Here is a 20,063-nt window from a genome sequence, read left to right on the forward strand (position 1 = left end):
AAGTGTTGAGTATCTGTCGCCGGAGCTAGTAACTGCTTCCCAAACCGGCTATTCACAACCGCGATTTCTACTCTTTTATTAATCAGTTTTTTATTTTAGCTTTGATAATGAATCGCCGCCTGTGCTGATCAACGATACAAATATGAGGTGAGTCAAAAGATTAATTATCAGTACATTCCGCTGTTTCCTTTCTTTCCATTATAATTCCGGAAAACCGTAAAGTTTCCGGAAATTCCACCCTATTTTTACGCTAAATTTTTAATGAAATGTTTGAAGAGTATAAATCATCCCTACTAGATTTTTATCATGTAAAAAGAAAAAGCCAGCGGCTCACGCTTAATCTTGATCAACCCGGCAGAGAAAAGTTAAGGAAAGAATGTGTTGAGGTTTTTTTGAGAAAAAACACTCAAAAAGACAAAGATTTTATTAGGTCTATTTTCGATCCCCGAAACCAATTTGATGATCAGGTGAGAAGTATCGAAAGATTCAAGCTGGACAAATTTAGACCGCTGGTAAGTTTTATGGTAGAAGGAAGAAGTACAAGGGATGAAGGACTGGTTAAACTTCTAGCCTGGTTAATAGATTTTCCTGCTTACAGCGAATGGAGAGACCTTAGCGAACAAGAACTAAAACTTACTTTTGAGGAGGCAGCTAAAAAGTATAAAGAAGATGAAATTCAGGAGAAAGAAAATACGAATGAAGTTACAAGTGATGAGGGAGAGCTTAAGAATGAAGAAGATCTGGAGGAAGGGTCAAATGACGATCAGCCCAAAGACGAAGAAGTCAAGGAAGAAGATCAAAGCGATGATGCACTAGAAGATGAAGATAACCGTGAATCAGTCTACATACCTCGCTTCTCACCCCGCTACATCACCATTGCCTGTATTATTTTACTATTTGTTGGAACCACTTCTTTTGTAGCTTGGGAAAATAGCACCTCTTCAGTTAGAATGCCTAATGCGGATGAGAAATGTATGTATTGGGATGAAGATCATTACGAACCTGTAAAATGTAATGCACAAATTGCTAATGCTACAATAATCCCATTAGATCTTAAAAAGTTACAGCGTCAAAGAAAGATTAATCTATCAGATACCCTAACCAGCTATTCGTTGGGTAAAGTATGGTATAAAGGCTTTGTAAAGGATCATGAATTTTTTACAGCTGCAGGCCCATATCCTACCGACACTACAAGGGTTTTAAAAAAGCTTTCACCCATAATTTTAGCAAAATACATCTCCAATAATAGATACCTGCAAACCCGTTTAATTTGGTTATCGTATGCAATCATTTTTGTAGTATTATGTGGCTTTGGCGCAAGCAGGTTAAAGAAAGAAGTAAAACAGCCCGTGGAAAAACCACAGGCAGAAGAAGAAGGGCCATTAAACTTTATACAGCCACAGACTGTAAATTGTTAAGGTATAGGGAAACACTTTCCTGTACCTTTTTTAAATCTTCGCATTCGTGTTGTGCTAAAACCCGGATGCTTTGTAACAGTAGGTTTTCTTTTAGTTTGTTATAATCGGGTGAAATTTCTTCGTCCTTTAAAAAAATACTGATGTTATTAAAGAAAGCTTCTTGTCCTTCTTTAAAACAAGAGGCTTTTATGTACATCCAGTTGTATAAAATGCTGCGGTTGTAGGTATCGGCTTCCATGCTTTCTAATAGTTCCTTAAAAAAGAAATCGTAGTAAAACAGATCGTCAAATGGTGTTTCCTGAACGGAGCAGTTTAAAGCAGCCAATTGCAGAAATACCGAATCGAGGGTATTTTCCATCATCTGCCTGATCTGCGTAAATTTTTGATGGTTCCAGTCTTTTATGTATAATCCATCGGTATTACCACTAATGATGAACCTGAGTATTGAACGTATTAAAGTAAAACCTTCGGAGTATTTTTTACTGCTGAACAAAATGCGCGAAATATTCTGCAATTGTTCTATACGCCTAAACTGCAATACTTCATAACCTTCGGTCTCCAGCCCGGCACTTAAAGATAAACCGGAAACCAATAAATCAATGCCCTGGTTAAACTGCCCAGCCTTATAGTGGTAATTGGCCCAGGCTGATAGTTTAAAAAGCCTGATTAAACGTTGAGGCTCATTTTCAAAGTTTTCGAAAGCCGCATCGCCCTGATGTAACACCGTAAGGGCATCGGTAATTTTATTTTTCCGGCACAGTACCACGGCATTAAAATAGGTATCTGTTACTTCCGAAATGCGATCATTCATTTCATGCCCCATTTTTTTTGCCGCTTCTGCGTTTAACAGGATACTGAATACACCCCGCTGCGGCCTGGCAAACTTATCTGCTGTTTTGTACTGTTCGTTTAGCCTTAAAGTTTCGATAAATGATGTTGTAGCTGTTTTCATGGCTTATTGATTAATTTCCTAATTCAAGTTGATTTTTGATTAATTCATAATAATAGCCTCGTTTGGCCACCAGGGCACTATGGTCGCCCTGTTCTACCACGTTACCATTATCAAGCACTAAAATGTTATCGGCATTTTTAACGGTACTTAAGCGATGTGCGACAATAAGCACGGTTTTGCCCTCAAAAAAGTTATAGAGGCGCTCCATAATTACTTTTTCGTTTGATGAATCGAGCGAGCTGGTAGCCTCATCGAGAAAAATATATTCCGGATTTCTGTATACCATACGGGCAATCAGCACCCTTTGCCTTTGTCCGCCACTTAAACCTTTACCATCTTCGCCAATTTTGGTATAAATGCCCAGCGGCTGACTTTTGATGTACTGCTCAATATTAGCGATATGAATGGCACGGTCCATCTCGGCCGGATCGGTAAATTCTTCATTGAGGGCAATGTTATTGGCAATGGTATCAGAGAAGATAAAACCTTCCTGCATTACTACGCCACAGTGCTGCCGCCAAAACCTTGGACTAATCATACTAAAGGGCAGGTTATCTACATAAATTTCGCCCGATGTGGGTTCGGATATTCTTTGCAGTAACTTTAAAATCGTAGTTTTTCCGCTTCCGCTACTGCCTACAATAGCGGTGGTTTTACCGCCTGGGATGGTAAAATCGAGGTTGTTTAAAACGGGTTTGTTACCTGCCCCGGGATAAATAAAACTCATATTTTTAATTTGTATGCTCCTTCCCGGAGGCATCTTATTGGTGTAATTTTTAGTGGGCGATTCTTCATCTTCCAAATGCTGTATCTGTTCCAAACGGTCCATACTGATTTGTGCATCCTGGTAAGACTGTAAAAAAGAGGCCAGCTGTACAATCGGGGCATTCATTTGCCCGATAATAAACTGGATGGCCATCATATCGCCCAGGCTCACCTGTTTATCAATTACCAAACGGGTGGCCAAAAAGAGGATGAGGATGTTTTTAGCCTGATTGATAAAGGTAGCGCCTACCTGTTGGTATTGACTTAAAGAGAGTGTACTTACATTTAGCCGGAAGAGCTTGGCCTGTATACCCTCCCATTCCCATATTTTTTGGTGCCACAATCGTTTATTTTAATTTCGTGAATACCGTTAACCACCTGCAGGGTTTTTGCGCGGTTTTGGGCCAGCAACTCGAAACGCTTAAAATCGAGTTTTTTCCTTTTCTCCATAAAAATGTAGATCCAGGCGAAATAAATGGCACTGCCAATAATAAATACCATGCATATAGTAGGGCTGTAGATAAACAGCACCACGCTAAAAACCAGAAAGGCAATCATCATAAACAGGGTGTTGAGTGTACTGCCGGTTAGCAGGTTTTCGATCCGTTTATGATCTTCAATGCGTTGTAAAATATCGCTGTTTAGCTTGGTATCGAAAAAAGACAAGGGAAGGCTTAACAGTTTATTTAAAAAGGTGGATAAAATGGCCAGGTTAACCCTCGCGGTAATGTGGAGCAATATCCAGCCGCGCAACAGTTCTACTGAGGTTTGCCCAAGCGTCATTAACAACTGACCGAAAAGGAGGATATAAATAAAGTGGACATCGTCTCCTTTTACCCCAACATCTACCAGCGCTTTTGTGAAGAAGGGGAAGATCAGTTGTATTACAGCACCGGCCAGCAAACCTGCAGCCAGTTGTTTCAAAAGTTTTTTATAATGAAAAACATGTTTAAGCAATACGCTCATACTACCGCGTTTTTCGGTAACATCTTCTTCGGTAAGGTAAAAATCGGGCGTTGGGCTTAATAATAAAGCTATGCCTGCGGCTTTTTGGTTAATGGAGGTATAAGCCCAGTTATTAAGAAATTCATCGTGTGTATAGGCATGCAAACCGCTGGCAGGATCGGAAATGTATACTTTCTTTTTGGTAATTTTATACACCACCACAAAATGGTTTTTACGCCAGTGGATAATACAGGGGAGCTGGCCACGGTTTTCGAGTTTCTCGAAAGTGATATTGCCACCTACAGATTGGATGCCTATTTTCTCTGCCGCTTTGCTGATCCCTAAAAGCGATACACCCGTTTTACCGATCTGGCTCAGCGTGCGGATTTTTTGGATAGAGAAAAACTTGCCATAAAACTTGGTGATGATCTGCAGGCAGGTTGGGCCACAGTCCATCACATCGTGTTGTTTATAATGCGGAAAATTTGCGAGCTGTATCTTCATTCTTGTAAATATTTAATTATAGGAAAGTCTGAAACCTTCTTATTTATCAAAAGAAAAAATATATATTTATCTCTCAACTTTTTTTCGACGAAATCACTTTTAAATACTACAAAATTGAATATTATACATTCTGCCAAAGGAAATTTTAAGCGGGTGCAAGAGCTGGAGTGGGATATTAAATATACAAGCCCGATCAGGATTACTTTACATCTTCTTTTATGGATTCTGCTCGGTTATATGTATTACCGGGGCTATAGCAAATTCGATAAAACCATGGGTTGGTTTTTAGTGGGTAAAGACCTTGTTGCCGTAATCAGTATTTTTTATGTGGGTTCGTATTTTATACTCGACCGGTATTTATTTAAAGGAAAGTTTTTTGTTACCGTTTTATTTGTAGTGCTAAGCTATTTATGGTGGGCAACACTTACCTTTTTGGTGTGTTTGTATTTAAAGGCCAACCTTTCGGCCGATTCGAAATTGATGCTGTATGCTGATTTTGTAGTTAAAAGCAGCTTTTTAGGGATCTTCTCGTTTAAAATGTTTCTTTTTTATTTTCTGGATTTTTTATACCTCCTGTTCCCACCGCTCAGTATTAAACTGATGAAATCAATAGTGGCACAGAGTAATAAACGCATCGCGCTGGAGCGGGATAACCTGAACCTGGAGATTAATTTTTTAAAAGCGCAGATCAATCCTCATTTTTTATTCAATACTTTAAATAATATTTACCGCATGGTAAATAAGAAAGATGAGCAAACAGGGCCAATGGTGCTTCATCTGGCAGGTTTAATGCGTTACACCCTTTACGAATCGAATGATCCGGAGGTGTTGCTATCACGCGAAATTGAATTTATCAGGGATTACCTGGAGCTGGAAAGCATTAGGTATGGTGATGAGGTAAAGATTGACCTGGATATTGACAAACCTGAAAAACCTTTGCGCATTGTTCCGCTTATTATATTCCCCTTTATAGAAAATGCTTTTAAACACGGTCCCGATGCCAGCATAGAATCGGCCTGGATCCGGATCAGGATCAAGGTTTTTGAAGAGCAGTTTTACTTTGAAGTAGCCAACAGCTGTACCCATAGGCTTGCAAAAACAAAATTCGGGGGCTGGGTATTGCCAATATTAAAAAAAGGCTATTGATCCATTATCCTAACCAACACGAACTGATTATCAATAATGAACCAGATGAATATACCGTCACTTTAAAACTGAATCTTAAATAACCAAACTTCATCCCCCTCTATTCAAACAACGCTATGACACTTAAATGTTTAATTATTGATGACGAGCCGCTAGCCCGTGAAACCCTGGAAGAATATATATCAAAAATCCCATTTCTCGAACTTGCAGGCAGCTGCAAACACGTTTTCGAAGCAATAGAAATATTACAAAGAGAGCAGATTGATGTGCTTTTCTCTGATATCCACATGCCCGAAGTAAATGGTATTGAATTGATTAAAATGCTGCAATACCGCCCTTATGTAATCTTTATTACAGCTTATGCAAACTATGCTGTAGAAGGTTTTGAGCTTGATGCGGTTGATTATATTGTTAAACCTTTTTCTTTTGAACGTTTTTTTAAGGCGGTAAACAAGTGTTTAACCATGAGCCAGCAGAAAAACAATAAACCAGCAACCGATCAGTCTAAATACCTTTTCGTAAAAGATGGGCACAAACTGCACCGCGTACTTTTTGATGAAATCTGTTACATCGAAGCGATGAAAGATTATATTAAAGTAGTACTAAAAGACCGTAGCATTATTACGCACCTTACGATGAAACGGGTGGAAGACCAGCTTCCGGAAGAGCAGTTTATCCGGATACAAAAATCGTATATTATCAACATCAACAGCTTAAAATTTATTAGCGGCAACATGGCAGAGCTGCATGATGTAAGTGATAAACTGCCCATTGGTAAACAATATAAAGACTTGATTTTTGAACGTTTTGGCTTAAAGAACGATTAATGGAGTATACGCGAGAGAATGGTTTTATTATCGAGCACCAATGTAAGCCGGGCATCTAAGTTTAAAATGGCTACATAGTTTTGATCAAGGATGATTCCGGATCCAGGCGCTATTGTTCCGGTAAAATCAAGCATGTTATTGGTTTTTAGCGGGCCAAGAGCCGTGAGTTTACCATATAATTCGAGGTCTTTATCCACCTGATTATTAGGTGTTATTTTAAATGCTGAACTTTTTGCATCATTTAACAAGCGGGCATATTCTGTACTGATTTCTCCTTTAAATTTAAAACCTCCTTTAGATGGTACCAACATGGCCAAAGTGTCTTTTTTAACGGCATTGGTTAAAACATCATCATCATAAAACAGTTTTCCTGTAAAAGGGGCGGTAATGATTTGCTTTACCCCGCCATGATCGGCCAGCGCAATCGCCTCACCCTTTTTTACCTGGCCTCCGGATGTTTTCAAAAACTGGCGGACATTTAAACTTTTTAAAAGGATAAAGGCGTTTTGTTCACGGTAAATTTTAACAGTGATGGTCTTTTTGTCAGGATAACGGGTAAAAGCCGATAATGCACCTAACAATAACAAGAGTAAAAGCAGGCTCCCACCCCCGATTTAAGCAGCCATTTTGGAGGTTCGCCCACAATTTCTTTAATTTCCGCACTGTAAACGTGTTCTATCTTATCCATATCAATACATGTTAGAGGTTAATATTTTTTGTTTGTTCCTGGCTATTACGCCCTGGTAATATTTGGTTAAGTAATGATAAATAACGAGTTCGTGCATGCGCTGTTTGGTTACAAAAATTCTATTGAGCGACATGTGGACATAACTTGGAAGAATTTCTGCCAGTTCAGCATCAAGATTCAGATCAGGGTGATGCAAGGTATACACTGTTCTTATGGCGTTATAAGCCATTATATTTTCTGCTGAGCGGGCTTTAAAAAGATTAACCGCATTAGCAACCTCTTCTGTATCATCATCTCCGTTTAAGAAGCCATTTAGTGCCTTGCTAATAGCCCTGTATTTATTGTTAAGCTGCAAAGTAAGGCCAGCGTTTCCTCCAAACTCGCTGAGGAAAGCCTGCTGCATCCGGGTGGCGAGTTTTAGCTTTTGTTCATGATCCAGGCCAAAATCACCCAATAAAACATCTATGCTGCGGGCCGCAAACAACCAACGGTAATATTCGCCTTCATCACCCTCTATCATGTTCAGAAAATTGATAATGGCCCTGCTATCGTAATAAAATATCGATTCGCTAAAGGTCATGGTATGCTTTCCGTAACGTTCAACTTCCTGTTTATAGGTATCGTACTGGATTTTATGAACAATCCGGTCTTCGGCCAGTTGTTTCAAAACCTCATTTATCCGGCCAACAATATTCGCCATGGTTTCGGGCTTATCAGGGTGCAAAAAGCGAATCCTTAAATGTCCTTCGGGATCATGATACCTTAAGAAAAACCATTTATCTACCAAACCTTCGCTGGTTAAAGTATTTACCAAAGGCAGCATATAATCTGTTAAAATTTTCTCTGCCCACTTGGAACCGCAGTATATCTTAACATAAGTCCACTCCGAGCCCAGATTAAACTTACGGGGCAAATTGTGTGCATTAAAGGCTAAACTTGTTATCTGTTTTTCTACAGGTTCTTCATTACGGAAAGGGATTACCACCTCGTTGATAAAGGTTTCGCCGGCATGATCGAGCATTAAAGCATCACCATCTTCGTGCAGGAACTCGTATAATATTACGGTACTCTTTTTAAGGTTTTGAGTAAGCAGCTCTAAACCTAAAACACTTTTAAAATCGATCAGTAGCTCGCGGTCGCCCTCTATCGAAACTACTTTATCGGGCAGTTTATACTTGGCAAGGAAAAGATCAAGCTGTTGCTGAGTTACAATAGCTTTGGTTTCGGCGTACATATCGGGTGTCATTTTCCACCGTGCACGGCTCAAAACCAAATGTTTATATTCTACCCTTGGCAAATAAGGCTGGTCATTTAAAATTCCCCAGTCCCAGCTGATATTGTAGGCGCCATGCTGGTGCTGCAGGTCGCATAAAAATTTATATACAGCTATTCCATTGTTATAATTATGCGCTGAAGAGAGCCTCGGGATCACAATTTTGTTGAGGCGTTTCGAACGCAGTTTAATTTCGTTATTGCTTACCGAGATCATCAAATCCGAAACGGGGATCTGCTTATCATTTGGCAGGGATGAAGTACCCAAAAAGGTATTTCGTAGCCCCTTAACTGTGGGCGCTGTAAAATATTGCCCACCCTCGAATCGGGAAGGTGCACAATTTCGGCAATTACGGCTCCCGCTATATACTTTTCTTCGAGCTGCGCACATTCTTTTAGTTTTTGGGTTAAAAAATCGTCGTTTTGAGCAAACCTCGCCAACAATGGCAGGGCAGAAGGACCACAACATGCGGTGAGATTAAACTTAAAATCGCCGTTATCCAGGCGCTCCGTATTTTTACTTACGAAATTGCCGATAGCATAAAAAGTTGGCGGAACTTGTTTCTGATCTTTTTTACCGATGCCATTTAAATCGTTATCGGTTAAAACCACAGGGCGGCCATGGTTTTTGCTGCTTTCTAAAAACTTATTAAAAACCAATTCCCTGTAACTGGTCCAACTGATGTTTTTGGCAGAAGCTGTACTGTTCAACACTAAATCATCAACCAGAGGCGCATGGTTATTGTTGCCTGTTCCAGCTTTATCGTAACCAACTCCGGCATCATTATCAAGTGCTTCCAAAAGTTCCACTTCCTGATCTTCGTACCGTTCGGTAAATTTTTTAATAAAATTCTTGATCCTTACAGGTGTTTTGTTTTCGTTTAAAACAGAAAGCGACTGCATTTCGGCAGCAAGAATATTCATTACCCCAATATTGATATTGTTATGATCCATTCCGATATGAAGATCGGTTTGAACCAGATCTTTGGCATGCGATAATGGGAAATTTTCTTTGATAATGTGATGGATCTGGGTACAGGTTTTAACAAAATCTTTCGGTACGAGCAGGTGATCTTCAATAGCCGTTAGTGCCGGGATGCAGGAATGACCAGGGTTATTGCTTTTAAGGATGTGGATCAGTTTTTTATAAAATTCATCCCCGGTAACTGTTGGTTCAAGTTCCGATACCAGTATCTGTGCATCTATTACACTATCAAGATAGTTTTTGGCATCATCAATATTAAGGTTGAGCAGGGTTAACTCATCAAGCAGAAACTGATAACTTGCACCGGCATCGGCCTTTTCTATCAAACACTGGATGTACCTGGAGTGTTTAATGGCTACCACATAGTAATGACGTTTTTTGTTAATGAATTTATATTCAAAATAACGGTAAACGCCACCTATTTTATACAAACTGTTATTGACTTTAAAGATCAGTTTGGCTTTGATATGTTCATTTTTAAGCAGCGACCCAACCAATTCTGAAATGTAGTTCATATCCAAACGGGTATATTGGGTTAGGCGGGTTTGGGATTCTGTTAATTTAAGTTCACTGGCCTTTTTAGTAACTTTACCGGTATTATATCCGGAAAACAATCCATAAGGAGTTGCCCTGGTACCCATTCTTAGCAGATATTTATAAAGGGTAACCAGCAATTTATCGTCTATGGCACCGGCAGGACCATCAAGCCATTTTATTACTTCAGTATATAACTCGGGACTGGCCAGATAAATGGCATCCTGCAGTTCGCGCGATTGGTACCGATGGTATATTTCCTGTATAAAAGCGTTACGGTTTTCTATTTCGTTTAACGCTAAAACAGACTGCATACTTTTGGCAGGAAGGCGCATTAAGTAAAAATCAAAAGGCTTGATGTTGTTTCCCATAGGTCGAGTTTTTATTTTAAAGCTTTAAGTGGAATAACTTTATTAAGGCTTTCTTTAAAACTCTCAAGAGAAAATGGTTTAAACAATATATCCCGGGCAAACTTTAAATTATACTCGTCTAAATGTTTGTGAGAGAGTGCCGTAATAACGATTATAATATAGTCTTTAATCTTGAGTTTTGCAATCTGATTAATGTCGCCCCCTCTAAATTTGATGTCCACAAATAAAATATCGGCCTTATGTATGTTCAAAAGGCATTCTAAGCCCTGCATGCTGGTTACTTTTCCCAATAAAACAAGCTCATCGCATTGCGAAATATATGCTTCTACCTGCTCCTGGGCAAGTGGTTCGTCATCTAGTATTATGCAGCTGAATTTCATGATTAATGGAGCCAGGTAAATTGATTGATCGTATACTGATCAGAAGTAGATTGCATAATGGTTAAGGCGATACCAATTAGACCGAAGTTTAAATCGAGCTGTGCATTATCGTATTCGCCGAAGAAAAAGGATTTAAAACCTAAATATTTATTCTGACCGGTGGCATATAACGGGATCTGCTCCTGCCAATAAGCTGAAGCTTCCCTAAAAGCTTCGATTCCGGTAATTTCGTAAATCCTGTTATAAATTAAGCAGGGCGAACACACACCATACTTAACAGAAGCATCGTTTAAAAAGGTTTCTTCTTTGGTTTTTCTTTTAATTGTTTCGAGGGCAATCTGGGTACCTTCTGTCAGGTAATCTTCCTCATCTAAAATCTGGGCTGCCCTGATGATGGCATAGCTAGTACCGATATCGCCGTAAACCAGGCAATGATTAACTATTTTTTCATGCTGTTTAACCCATAGTGGAAAAGCAGAGGTAAACAATTGGCTATTCATACGGTTCTGAAATAGAAATTTCAAACCATAACGCATTAATTCTGCACATTTTTCGGGTTCAATACCCGCTTCATAAACTGACGATAAAAAGTTGATCACCATGGCACTTCCATGGGCCAAACCCGTGTAAACTCTAGGCTCGCTAAAATAGTGTGTCGTCCAGAAATATCCTCTTGCTTCATCACCTTCTTTTAGTTCATCAAGTGCATTAACGATCTGCAATACCGCATTTTTGGCAACAGTTGATAACGAAGCCCTGTTTATGAGGTAAAAACCAATCCCGATGGCACCTTTCGACATCCCAAAGTTGCGTTCAACTATATTTTCTTTCACCCTTTGGGCCAATAAATCATCAATCTGCCGCTTAAAGGAAGTATAATCTTCTTCTATGTGCCCTTCTTTTTCTAAATAAATCAGAAGGCTGCCGAATTCGGCAATATCCAGATAATAGTTTGAGGTAAGTGTCGATTTATATCTGGAAGGGTTAAGGTCATCGAAGGCCGCTTCCAGAAACCGTTCGGCTGCGACATAATAAATTTCGTTTTTTGTATACCTTGCGTATAAACAGTTTAACAGAATGGCTCCGCCTTTGCCATGGCCCACTCCAAAATTAGGCAGGGCATTGAGTGCATGGCTGTTTACCAGATCAATAATTTCTGGTAAGAGCATATTTGTATTAATTTTTCCCAAGTGCTTAGATACTGCTTCCATAATTATAATTTTAACCTACCCAGCTCATCGCTGTTACCGTTTGTTTGTACGCGTCTGTCTTTACCAATCTTTCCAAAATTGTAGCCAAAGGCAATTCTGGCTCTTCTGGTATCTACACGGTGTATACTTTCTGTTATTAAGGGAACAATATTGGTAGATAGGAGTTGATTGTTCTTGTAAAAAACATCACTTACATCAAACTTGATAAAGCCCTGATTTTTAAATATTTTCTTTCTGATCCCTGCGGTTACATTCGAATAGCCTTCGTAATCGTAAAGCCCCGAAATGGTTGGCGATTCGTACGATGCAGACAGCTCAGCGGAAACGGTTGGTGAAATTTTAAAGGTATGATTCGAGCTAATGGTAAAATAATACTTCTCTCTGATCATAATTTTGGCATTTGTTACCGGATCAGGAAAACGGATGTTCTGATAATAGCCTGAAAGGCGGTTATTAGCGTTCCACCAGGAAGCAAACTTAATGGGGAAACCAAAACTGGCGCTTACCAGGTGGTTTTTCAGGAAATTTGCTTTTGTTTTTATAAATTTCAAAGTGTTCTGATCATATAAAATGGTGCTCATAATAGCATCTTCGGTTTGGGTGTATCCGAAACGAAGGCTGTATTTTTGTATAAGTTAGACCAGGTAAAGGCATGTTGATACTCTGGCCTGAGCAAGGCATTTCCCCTGGTAAGGGTGTAGTTATCGATGTAAAGCTCGTATGGAATCAGGTCATCGTAAGATGGACGGTTAATGGTTTTTGCATAGGCCAGTGATGTGGTATAATTTTTAGTGACCTTATAATCTGCCCTGATGTTGGGAAAGAGGTTAAAATAATTAGAATCTAAGCCCATTACCACCTTGTACTGTGTGTACTCAGCCCTTAAACCTGCCTGAAAATTAAACTTGCCTGCTTCGTAATTCAGGTTGAGGTAAGCTGCAGGTATCTGTTCCTGATAACCAAGGTTGTTAAAAATACCACCGGCTTCCTGCCACTGGTTATTCATAAAATTAGCTGGGTTTTGGTGACTGTTATTACTGGTGTAAGTATATTTTAAACCACTTTCCAGTTTTAGTGCCGGATTAATGTTTTGTGTATAATCTAATGAGGTTGTGTAGATATCGTAATTGGATGATGCCCTGTTCCTGAATAGTGAAAGCTCTGGCGTTGCAGCTCCATTGTCAAATTTATCCTGATTAAACTGTTGGTTCTGGTTGCTGATGTAATTGGTATAGTTGCCTGTTAACAACAGGTTAGCGCCTAGAGTGTCGAGATCGAATTTATAAAAAATAGCGTAATTAGCAAAATCAACGGTAAGATCCAAATCATTAAAAGTGTTAATCCTACTGGAAATGTTAGGCTGACTGATCAGCGCATTTACATTCCCTTTTCCGTACATGTGTGCTTTTACAAAGGTATAATCGGCACCAATGGTGTTCTTTTTATTGATATAATAATTTAAACTGGCGTTAATACTCCCATCAGCAGAGGCGCCGTCGGAAATATCTACTGTTTGGTTAAAATCACCTACACGGTTTATGCCCTGAAACAACACCCTGTTGTCATAACCTTTTTCGATATGGCCACGTTTTCCATAATTGCCGTTCAAGGTAAAATCGTATTTGGGCGCACCAATTCTTATGCCGGCATTTGCACCACCTCCAAACCTGTAACCTTGGCTGAGGTTACCGCCGGTATTTGCTGTCCAGCCTATTTTTTTGCTTCGTTTGGTATAAATCTCAATAACACCCCCACTGGCACTTGCATCATATCTTGATGATGGATTTGTAATCAGCTCTATACGGTCAATCTGATCACCGGGTATAGAACTTAAAATATTAGATAAGGTTGCATTAGGTATTTTTTTCCATCGAGAATAATCAAAACATTCGATTTCCCTTCCATAGAGATGTTGCCGTTGGTCATCTGTACAGAAGGTGCCATACCAATAATGCTATAGGCATCGTTGCCCGCAGCAAGCACACTTTCGCCAACATTTAATATAATGCGATCTGTTTTTTGCTGTATAAAAGATTTGTTCCCTACAATTTTGACTTCCTGCAGGTTCTGAACATCAGTGTTCAGGGTAATTTCGCCTAATTCTAAATCTTTATCGGCGGTAACTACAATTTTTTTGTCGACTTAACAAAGCCCATATTGCTTAATATAAGCGTGTATTCGCCGGGTTTTGTTTCAACTGTAAATAGTCCTTCCAGGTCGGTAATTGCACCTTTTACCAGTGCACTCCCCCGGCATTCCACAATGCAACACTAGAATAGGGAATACCTTTTTTTGTCGTCGATAACCCTTCCTTTTATTTTTCCCTGCGCATTTGCGAAATTAATGCTTGATAATATAAAAAGGGATAGGAAAGTTAAATGCGGGACATAGGTTTTTTTCTCATTTTCATAGTGCTGATGTTATATAGGTAGTTTTTAATAGATAGGTAGGGCCAGTTAATCGCTAATAGCGTCCTGTTCTCCTTTAATGGGCCTATTGCAGGAATCTGCCCAACAAGAAAATTCGATGGCATTACCGCCCTCAACCTCTTTTAGCTGATCTTCACTTAGTTCTGAAATAATTTCTTTCTCTAATTGCACTTTATTTGATAACTTTACCTTTTTCATGTTAATAGTTAATATGATTTGAAACTTATCGCTTAGGCCAATACCCCAGAGCATTGGGGTAACAGTAAGCAGCTTGAAAATTGATTTTGATTAATAAAGAGTGCGCCGAGGTCTAGACGGCACACTCTTTAAAGGTTTCTATCCACCGAATTCTTCTTCTAAAGAAGCTTTAGTGTTGTTTTTGCAAGAATCTGACCAGCATGATAATTCAGCTGCGTTTCCACCTTCAATTTCTTTTAATTGATCTTCGCTCAATTTTGAAATGATTTCTTTGTCTAATTGTACTTTTTCTGATAAATTAACTTTTTTCATGATGTTTAATTTTTAAAATGATTTAATTGATTTGATTAATTTGTTTTCCCATTTAATTGCGCTAACCGGTATGCGTATTTTGGTGGGTTTATTAATGCTAACTACGTGGCCAACGTAATCAGTGATTAAACTTTTGAAAACTGCCGTCGTTCTGATCAAACTGGTTACGGTGTTCTTCTTTTAAATAGTGAAGAAATTGTTCTTCGCCCCCTCCACCCAAGATCATTCCTAACTCATCATCCATAAAGGGGCGAAAATCTTCTTCATTACTTTCTGGGTTAAATTCATACTTTTTCATAATGGATAATTTTTTTAATTGGTTAAATACCGAAACCTGTCATGGTACTGGTCATTGTCAGTGTATCACCTAAAATTGTATTGTCTTTATTAGCGATACCACATTTAACATTTTCACAGGTGATGATTTCTCTTTTCAGTTCTAATTCTTCAGCGTTGTTTAAGTTGTGTTTCATAATAGTTTTTGTTTGTTGTTTATGATACAAACATTCACTTTTGATTTTATTCCATAGAATATATTCGACCAAATGATATGTTTTCATGACCAAATCAGAGATATACCACACATTAATAATTAGCCTGATTTGACTTTCTTATTATACGGCACGTATCTTGGGTTTGGGTTGAAGTGAAGAGATGAGAATCTGGGCTGGCTTTCATTAATCTGAAATCCTTGATTGGCAGTCTGAGTCTGTTAGCTAATGATTGATTTTCCTTATATGAGGACAGCTTGCTAAAATGATTCCAGGCAGCTGAGGGCAGGAATGTTTTAAGTAATACTAGCAAATGTGATATCATCCCCTTTATAAAGGAGGTGAATGAGAATGACGATTTTATCGCCAATATGTTTTTATTTCGCATTGCAAATGCGGATCTCGCTAATCCTCTTCATAAAGGAGGATCATACGGTTTTATATGGGATTCTGTAGTTGTTAGTGCATTACAACAGTTTACCGGTTAAACTATAAACTTCCCCTTCATAAATCCCTTCCAATAATTGCAAGGCCATTTTGCTCCGTTGTCCGGTTTGGCAATAACACACTACTTTTTTGTTCTTTGGGATACTTTTCAGGGATGATGTTAATTCATATAAGGAAATATTTACTCCGCCAATATTAAATTCCTCATGTTCATAATCTTCCCGAACATCAATTAAATAGATTTCATCAGGAGATTCTGAAAGCCATTGATCTAAAGTTGTTTTATCGATTTCTTTTGAGGTGCTCACTGTAGTTTCAGCTTTAACTATTTCGGCTTGTTTTCCTTGTGCGATTTTAAATACTAGCACCGTATTGTTCAATGCATTGACGGTCATTAATTTACCGGCTAAAGTTGCGCCAATGCTGCAGATCAGTTTAACTGCTTCATTGGCCATATACAAACCTATTATTCCGGGTAAAATGCCGATTATTCCACCTTCTACACAGTTGATGTTTTCGCTTGGTGGTGCAGGATAAAGATCCCTGTAATTTGGCCCACTGTTATGGTTAAATACCGCCACCTGACCTTCGAACTGTAAAATAGAGCCAAAAATGAGTGTTTTACCTAATTCTACACAGGTATCGTTTATCAGGTAACGGGTGGTAAAATTATCCGAACAATCGATCACCAGCTCATAATCCTGGCAAATAGCTATGGCGTTATCAGCAGTAAAACGTTCGTGATAAGCAGTGAAATCAGCGTGCGGATTAAGTAACTTAAGCTTTGTTGCAGCAGTTTTTGCTTTCGAAAGGCCAATATCGGTATGGTTATATAAAATCTGCCGGTGCAGGTTACTCAATTCTACCATATCATCATCTACTATTCCGATTTTTCCTGCCCCGGCTGCAGTTAAATATTGCAATACCGGACAGCCTAAACCACCGGCACCAATAACCAATACTTTGGCAGCTTTTAACTTTTCTTGCCCTTTTAAGCCTAATTCAAGCAAAATCATCTGCCTGTTGTAACGGTTTAGTTCTTCCTTTATTAACATGATTTACTGATCAAACTCATATCCCAATCTTTCCATATCGGCTCATAACCTTGTTTTCTAATCATCGCTGCAATTTCCTGTGCCGAACGTTCATCGGATATTTCGAACTGCTCTAACGATTGAGGCTCTACTTTATAACCCCCGGGATTGGTTTTAGAACCTGCACTAATGGCAGTAATCCCCAATTTAATTACCTGATTTCTGAATGCCTGCGTTTCGCGGGTAGAAATAGACAATTCTACTTCGCTGTTAAATAAGCGGTAAGCACAAATCAGTTGTACCAGTTCTTTATCGTTCATCACCACTTTTGGTTCCAAACCACCACTAAAAGGACGTAACCTGGGGAAAGAAATACTGAATTTACTCTGCCAATATTGTTTTTCAAGATAAGATAAATGCAGGGCCGTAAAAAATGAATCTGTTCGCCAGTCTTCCAGGCCGATGAGCACACCCAATCCCATTTTATGGATACCTGCCTGGCCCAAGCGGTCAGGGGTTTCTAAACGGTATAAAAAGTTCGATTTTTTGCCTTTAGGGTGGTGTTTACGATAATCGTCCTGGTGGTAGGTTTCTTGGTAAACCAGTACGGTATTTAAGCCATGCGGAATCAGGGTTTCATAATCAGCTACATCCAAAGGCTGTACTTCCATCGAAATATGGGCAAAATGCGGACTAATCAAGTCCAATACTTTTTTAAAATAATCGGTATGAACACTTTGGTTAGCTTCACCTGTTACCAGCAGTACATGATCGTAACCCATACCCTTAATTACGGCCACTTCCTGCATAATTTCCATCGGGTTGAGCGTTCTCCGCCTTACCTTATTGTCATAACTGAAACCACAATAGGTACAGATATTATTACACTCGTTGGAAAGGTAAAGTGGGATATACATCTGGATTACCCGACCAAAGCGGTCTAAAGTTAAACGCTGACTGATCTGCGCCATATCTTCGAGATAGGGCAATGCAGCCGGGGAGATCAGTGCTTTAAAATCTTCCAGCGTCCGTTGCTGATTACTTAAAGCCCGTTCTACATCGGCGGCTGTTTTATCGTAAATACTGGCTTTGGTATCGTCCCAATTGTAGGATTCGAATACCTCGTTAAAACTCTTCATCCAAAAATGCGGTTAGGGGGCTGCTGGCTGCGGCATAATGCTGCTGACCGCCCAGTTTAGATTCAAAAGCCATTCTGCCAGCTTCAACGGCCATTTTAAAGGCAATGGCCATATTGGTCGGGTCTTTTGCAATGGCAATAGCCGTGTTTACCAAAACTGCATCGGCGCCAATTTCCATCGCCTTGGCCGCATCAGAAGGTGCGCCAATGCCTGCATCTACAATTACCGGAACCCTGCTCTGGCTAATAATAATCTCTAAAAAATCGATGGTGCGTAACCCTTTATTGCTACCAATCGGCGAGCCCAAAGGCATCACCGCAGCGGTACCCACATCCTCCAAACGTTTACATAAAACAGGATCGGCATGGATATAAGGCAGCACCACAAAACCGAGTTTAACCAGTTCTTCAGTGGCTTTTAAGGTCTCAATCGGGTCGGGCATGAGGTATTTCGGATCGGGGTGGATTTCGAGTTTGATCCAATTGGTTTCCAGGGCTTCGCGAGCCAGTTGAGCTGCAAAAACAGCTTCTTTTGCATTACGTACGCCAGAAGTATTGGGCAATAAATTGATGTGCGGATATTTAAGGTGATGGAGAATATCGTCCTCCTTACCTTTTAAATCGACACGTTTAAGCGCTACGGTAACCAGTTCGGAAGCCGAGGCAATTAAGGCGTTTTCCATCTCTTTGGCAGAACTGAATTTTCCGGTTCCGGTAAAAAGGCGGGAGCTAAAAGTTTGATCTGCTATGGTTAACATATCTGTAATTTTTAAATCGAATGAATACTGAATTTACTGCTGATTTCTTCAAGAACCGCGGCCGTTTGTGTTTGGTTGGTGAGTGCCGCCGAGATGGCGATTCCGTAAATTCCGGTTTCGAGTATAGCCGGAATATCTGCTGATTCGATACCGCCAATGGCTATAATGGGGGTGCTGATTCCAGCTTTTTTACCCGCTCCATCAATTTTTGGTAACCTTCCAGCCCTACAATCGGACTCAGGTTTTCTTTTGTGCGGGTAAACCTAAATGGGCCCAAACCGATATAATCGGCTCCTTCAGCTACCCTTTGCCAGATATGTTCGAAAGTATTCGCGGTACCTCCGATAATCTGGTGTTTACCGATAATTTTTCTGGCTTCGGGTACAGGCATATCCTGCAGGCCTAAATGCACGCCATAACTATTTACGGCTTTTGCCAGATGCGGATAATCGTTTATAATCAGTTTGGCACCATAATTTTCGCATAAGGCTTGCGCAGCTTTTGCAAAAGGAAGGATTTCGGCTTCGGCTTTGTTTTTAATGCGGAGCTGGATCCACTTTCCACCGGCCTGGAGCACCTGCTCAATGGCATCGATATGGGTGCCTGTTTCAGGGGTTTGCGAGATATATTGTAAGTGCTGAATCATTGTTGTATGGTTAAATTTTGAGTATAAGCAAGGCATTTAGCCCTGGCTTTTTTAAACGTAGTCAGGGCCTGAGAAAGATCGTTCCAGATGCTGCCCAATAGCGCAACTCCATCGAAATTCATTTCTTTTACCAGATCGATTTCGGTTAAACCGATGCCGCCAAGTGCGATGATTTTAAGGGTGGATTGTTGTTTTTCCAAACGGAAATCTGGCGGAATTACGCCCTGATAACCAGGCTTGGAAAGGCTGTTAAACACCGGACCAAAGAAACTATAATCATATTGCCCGATCTGTTCCCTATCAGCCAGGTGGTGGATAGAAGTGCTGAAGATTTTGTTTTCTGGCAATTCCCCATTATTCCTTTCCTTCCTGAAACTTTCGGTATGGTGGATCCGATTGATATTGTAATCTTTGGCAAGCGAATGGAAATGATGCAAAGCAATCCGTAAATGATATTCGGGTGAAATCCCTTCAATGATCTTCCGGTAAGCTGCCTCATCAACATTTTCTTTACGTAGATGAAAAACCTGTAAACCAGCTTCGAAAAGGAGGTTGATCAGGCTACTTTCTTCTTTAAAAATGGTCGGTTTAGAGATTACAATCAGTTCCATA

The 20,063-nt window shown here is 39.7% G+C and carries 22 protein-coding genes and 1 pseudogene; 3 read left to right on the top strand and 20 right to left on the bottom strand.

The features are described 5' to 3' along the window. Nucleotides 1-266 precede the first annotated feature (266 nt). Nucleotides 267-1,418: a hypothetical protein gene (locus ACQ86H_RS00840; protein WP_431293546.1), complete on the top strand. Its 1,152-nt coding sequence runs from the start codon at nt 267-269 to the stop codon at nt 1,416-1,418. Here ACQ86H_RS00840 and ACQ86H_RS00845 read toward each other — a convergent pair. The 3 genes from ACQ86H_RS00845 to ACQ86H_RS00855 are packed head-to-tail and all read right to left on the bottom strand — an operon-like array spanning nt 1,390 to nt 4,584. Further along, on the bottom strand, nt 1,390-2,370 hold the full coding sequence (locus ACQ86H_RS00845) for a hypothetical protein (RefSeq protein WP_431293547.1): 981 nt from the start codon (nt 2,368-2,370) through the stop codon (nt 1,390-1,392). The two genes, ACQ86H_RS00840 and ACQ86H_RS00845, sit on opposite strands and share 29 nt — an antisense overlap. Before the next feature lie 10 nt (nt 2,371-2,380). Next, nucleotides 2,381-3,478: a peptidase domain-containing ABC transporter gene (locus tag ACQ86H_RS00850; RefSeq protein ID WP_431293548.1), complete on the bottom strand. Its 1,098-nt coding sequence runs from the start codon at nt 3,476-3,478 to the stop codon at nt 2,381-2,383. Beyond that, nucleotides 3,421-4,584, bottom strand: coding sequence for a cysteine peptidase family C39 domain-containing protein (locus ACQ86H_RS00855; RefSeq protein ID WP_431293549.1), 1,164 nt, complete (start codon nt 4,582-4,584; stop codon nt 3,421-3,423). The genes ACQ86H_RS00850 and ACQ86H_RS00855 overlap by 58 nt, the downstream gene beginning before the upstream one ends. A 114-nt stretch (nt 4,585-4,698) precedes the next feature. On the opposite strand from ACQ86H_RS00855, the gene ACQ86H_RS00860 reads away from it, so the two are divergent. After that, nucleotides 4,699-5,730: a sensor histidine kinase gene (locus ACQ86H_RS00860; RefSeq protein ID WP_431293550.1), complete on the top strand. Its 1,032-nt coding sequence runs from the start codon at nt 4,699-4,701 to the stop codon at nt 5,728-5,730. Nucleotides 5,731-5,846: 116 nt separating this feature from the next. Then, a complete protein-coding gene (locus tag ACQ86H_RS00865; protein ID WP_138819083.1) occupies nt 5,847-6,557 on the top strand; it encodes a LytR/AlgR family response regulator transcription factor in 711 nt (236 codons plus the stop codon). Here the strand turns inward: ACQ86H_RS00865 and ACQ86H_RS00870 are convergent. The 17 genes and pseudogenes from ACQ86H_RS00870 to ACQ86H_RS00950 form a co-directional block, all read right to left on the bottom strand. Further along, complete coding sequence (locus ACQ86H_RS00870; RefSeq protein ID WP_431293551.1) at nt 6,554-7,138, bottom strand: hypothetical protein; 585 nt, start codon at nt 7,136-7,138, stop codon at nt 6,554-6,556. The two genes, ACQ86H_RS00865 and ACQ86H_RS00870, sit on opposite strands and share 4 nt — an antisense overlap. 108 nt (nt 7,139-7,246) lie before the next feature. After that, nucleotides 7,247-8,785: a thiopeptide-type bacteriocin biosynthesis protein gene (locus tag ACQ86H_RS00875; protein ID WP_431293552.1), complete on the bottom strand. Its 1,539-nt coding sequence runs from the start codon at nt 8,783-8,785 to the stop codon at nt 7,247-7,249. Continuing rightward, nucleotides 8,734-10,407 (bottom strand): lantibiotic dehydratase family protein, encoded by a 1,674-nt coding sequence (locus ACQ86H_RS00880; RefSeq protein ID WP_431293553.1) that lies wholly within the window; start codon nt 10,405-10,407, stop codon nt 8,734-8,736. The genes ACQ86H_RS00875 and ACQ86H_RS00880 overlap by 52 nt, the downstream gene beginning before the upstream one ends. A gap of 11 nt (nt 10,408-10,418) precedes the next feature. Then, nucleotides 10,419-10,787 carry a response regulator gene (locus ACQ86H_RS00885; protein WP_138819080.1) on the bottom strand — a complete coding sequence of 123 codons (369 nt, stop codon included), beginning with the start codon at nt 10,785-10,787 and terminating at the stop codon, nt 10,419-10,421. Between the two features lie 2 nt (nt 10,788-10,789). After that, a complete protein-coding gene (locus tag ACQ86H_RS00890) occupies nt 10,790-11,998 on the bottom strand; it encodes a lanthionine synthetase LanC family protein (RefSeq protein ID WP_431293554.1) in 1,209 nt (402 codons plus the stop codon). Between the two features lie 2 nt (nt 11,999-12,000). Continuing rightward, nucleotides 12,001-13,397 (bottom strand): annotated as a pseudogene (locus ACQ86H_RS00895) (outer membrane beta-barrel family protein). Between the two features lie 431 nt (nt 13,398-13,828). Then, nucleotides 13,829-13,981, bottom strand: a complete 153-nt coding sequence (locus ACQ86H_RS00900; protein WP_431293555.1) for a hypothetical protein — start codon at nt 13,979-13,981, stop codon at nt 13,829-13,831. A 473-nt stretch (nt 13,982-14,454) separates the two neighbouring features. Beyond that, nucleotides 14,455-14,625 (bottom strand): class I lanthipeptide, encoded by a 171-nt coding sequence (locus tag ACQ86H_RS00905; RefSeq protein ID WP_168202518.1) that lies wholly within the window; start codon nt 14,623-14,625, stop codon nt 14,455-14,457. 138 nt (nt 14,626-14,763) lie between these two features. Then, entirely contained in the window at nt 14,764-14,937 is a 174-nt protein-coding gene (locus tag ACQ86H_RS00910; protein WP_168202517.1) for a class I lanthipeptide, read from the bottom strand. Nucleotides 14,938-15,055: 118 nt separating this feature from the next. Next, nucleotides 15,056-15,235, bottom strand: coding sequence for a hypothetical protein (locus ACQ86H_RS00915; protein ID WP_138819077.1), 180 nt, complete (start codon nt 15,233-15,235; stop codon nt 15,056-15,058). 22 nt (nt 15,236-15,257) lie between these two features. Further along, nucleotides 15,258-15,410 carry a hypothetical protein gene (locus ACQ86H_RS00920; RefSeq protein ID WP_168202516.1) on the bottom strand — a complete coding sequence of 51 codons (153 nt, stop codon included), beginning with the start codon at nt 15,408-15,410 and terminating at the stop codon, nt 15,258-15,260. Between the two features lie 485 nt (nt 15,411-15,895). Beyond that, nucleotides 15,896-16,930, bottom strand: a complete 1,035-nt coding sequence (gene moeB / locus ACQ86H_RS00925) for a molybdopterin-synthase adenylyltransferase MoeB (protein WP_431293556.1) — start codon at nt 16,928-16,930, stop codon at nt 15,896-15,898. Further along, complete coding sequence (gene thiH, locus ACQ86H_RS00930; RefSeq protein WP_431293557.1) at nt 16,924-18,048, bottom strand: 2-iminoacetate synthase ThiH; 1,125 nt, start codon at nt 18,046-18,048, stop codon at nt 16,924-16,926. Before thiH ends, moeB begins: the two co-directional genes overlap by 7 nt. Continuing rightward, entirely contained in the window at nt 18,035-18,805 is a 771-nt protein-coding gene (locus ACQ86H_RS00935; RefSeq protein ID WP_138819074.1) for a thiazole synthase, read from the bottom strand. Before ACQ86H_RS00935 ends, thiH begins: the two co-directional genes overlap by 14 nt. 11 nt (nt 18,806-18,816) lie before the next feature. Next, nucleotides 18,817-19,011 carry a hypothetical protein gene (locus tag ACQ86H_RS00940; protein WP_431295505.1) on the bottom strand — a complete coding sequence of 65 codons (195 nt, stop codon included), beginning with the start codon at nt 19,009-19,011 and terminating at the stop codon, nt 18,817-18,819. After that, complete coding sequence (locus ACQ86H_RS00945) at nt 18,966-19,451, bottom strand: thiamine phosphate synthase (protein WP_431293558.1); 486 nt, start codon at nt 19,449-19,451, stop codon at nt 18,966-18,968. Before ACQ86H_RS00945 ends, ACQ86H_RS00940 begins: the two co-directional genes overlap by 46 nt. After that, nucleotides 19,448-20,062, bottom strand: a complete 615-nt coding sequence (locus tag ACQ86H_RS00950; protein ID WP_431293559.1) for a thiamine phosphate synthase — start codon at nt 20,060-20,062, stop codon at nt 19,448-19,450. The genes ACQ86H_RS00945 and ACQ86H_RS00950 overlap by 4 nt, the downstream gene beginning before the upstream one ends. Nucleotide 20,063 lies beyond the last annotated feature (1 nt).

Origin of the sequence: Pedobacter sp. P26 (assembly GCF_050632135.1) — a bacterium.
Lineage (GTDB): Bacteria > Bacteroidota > Bacteroidia > Sphingobacteriales > Sphingobacteriaceae > Pedobacter.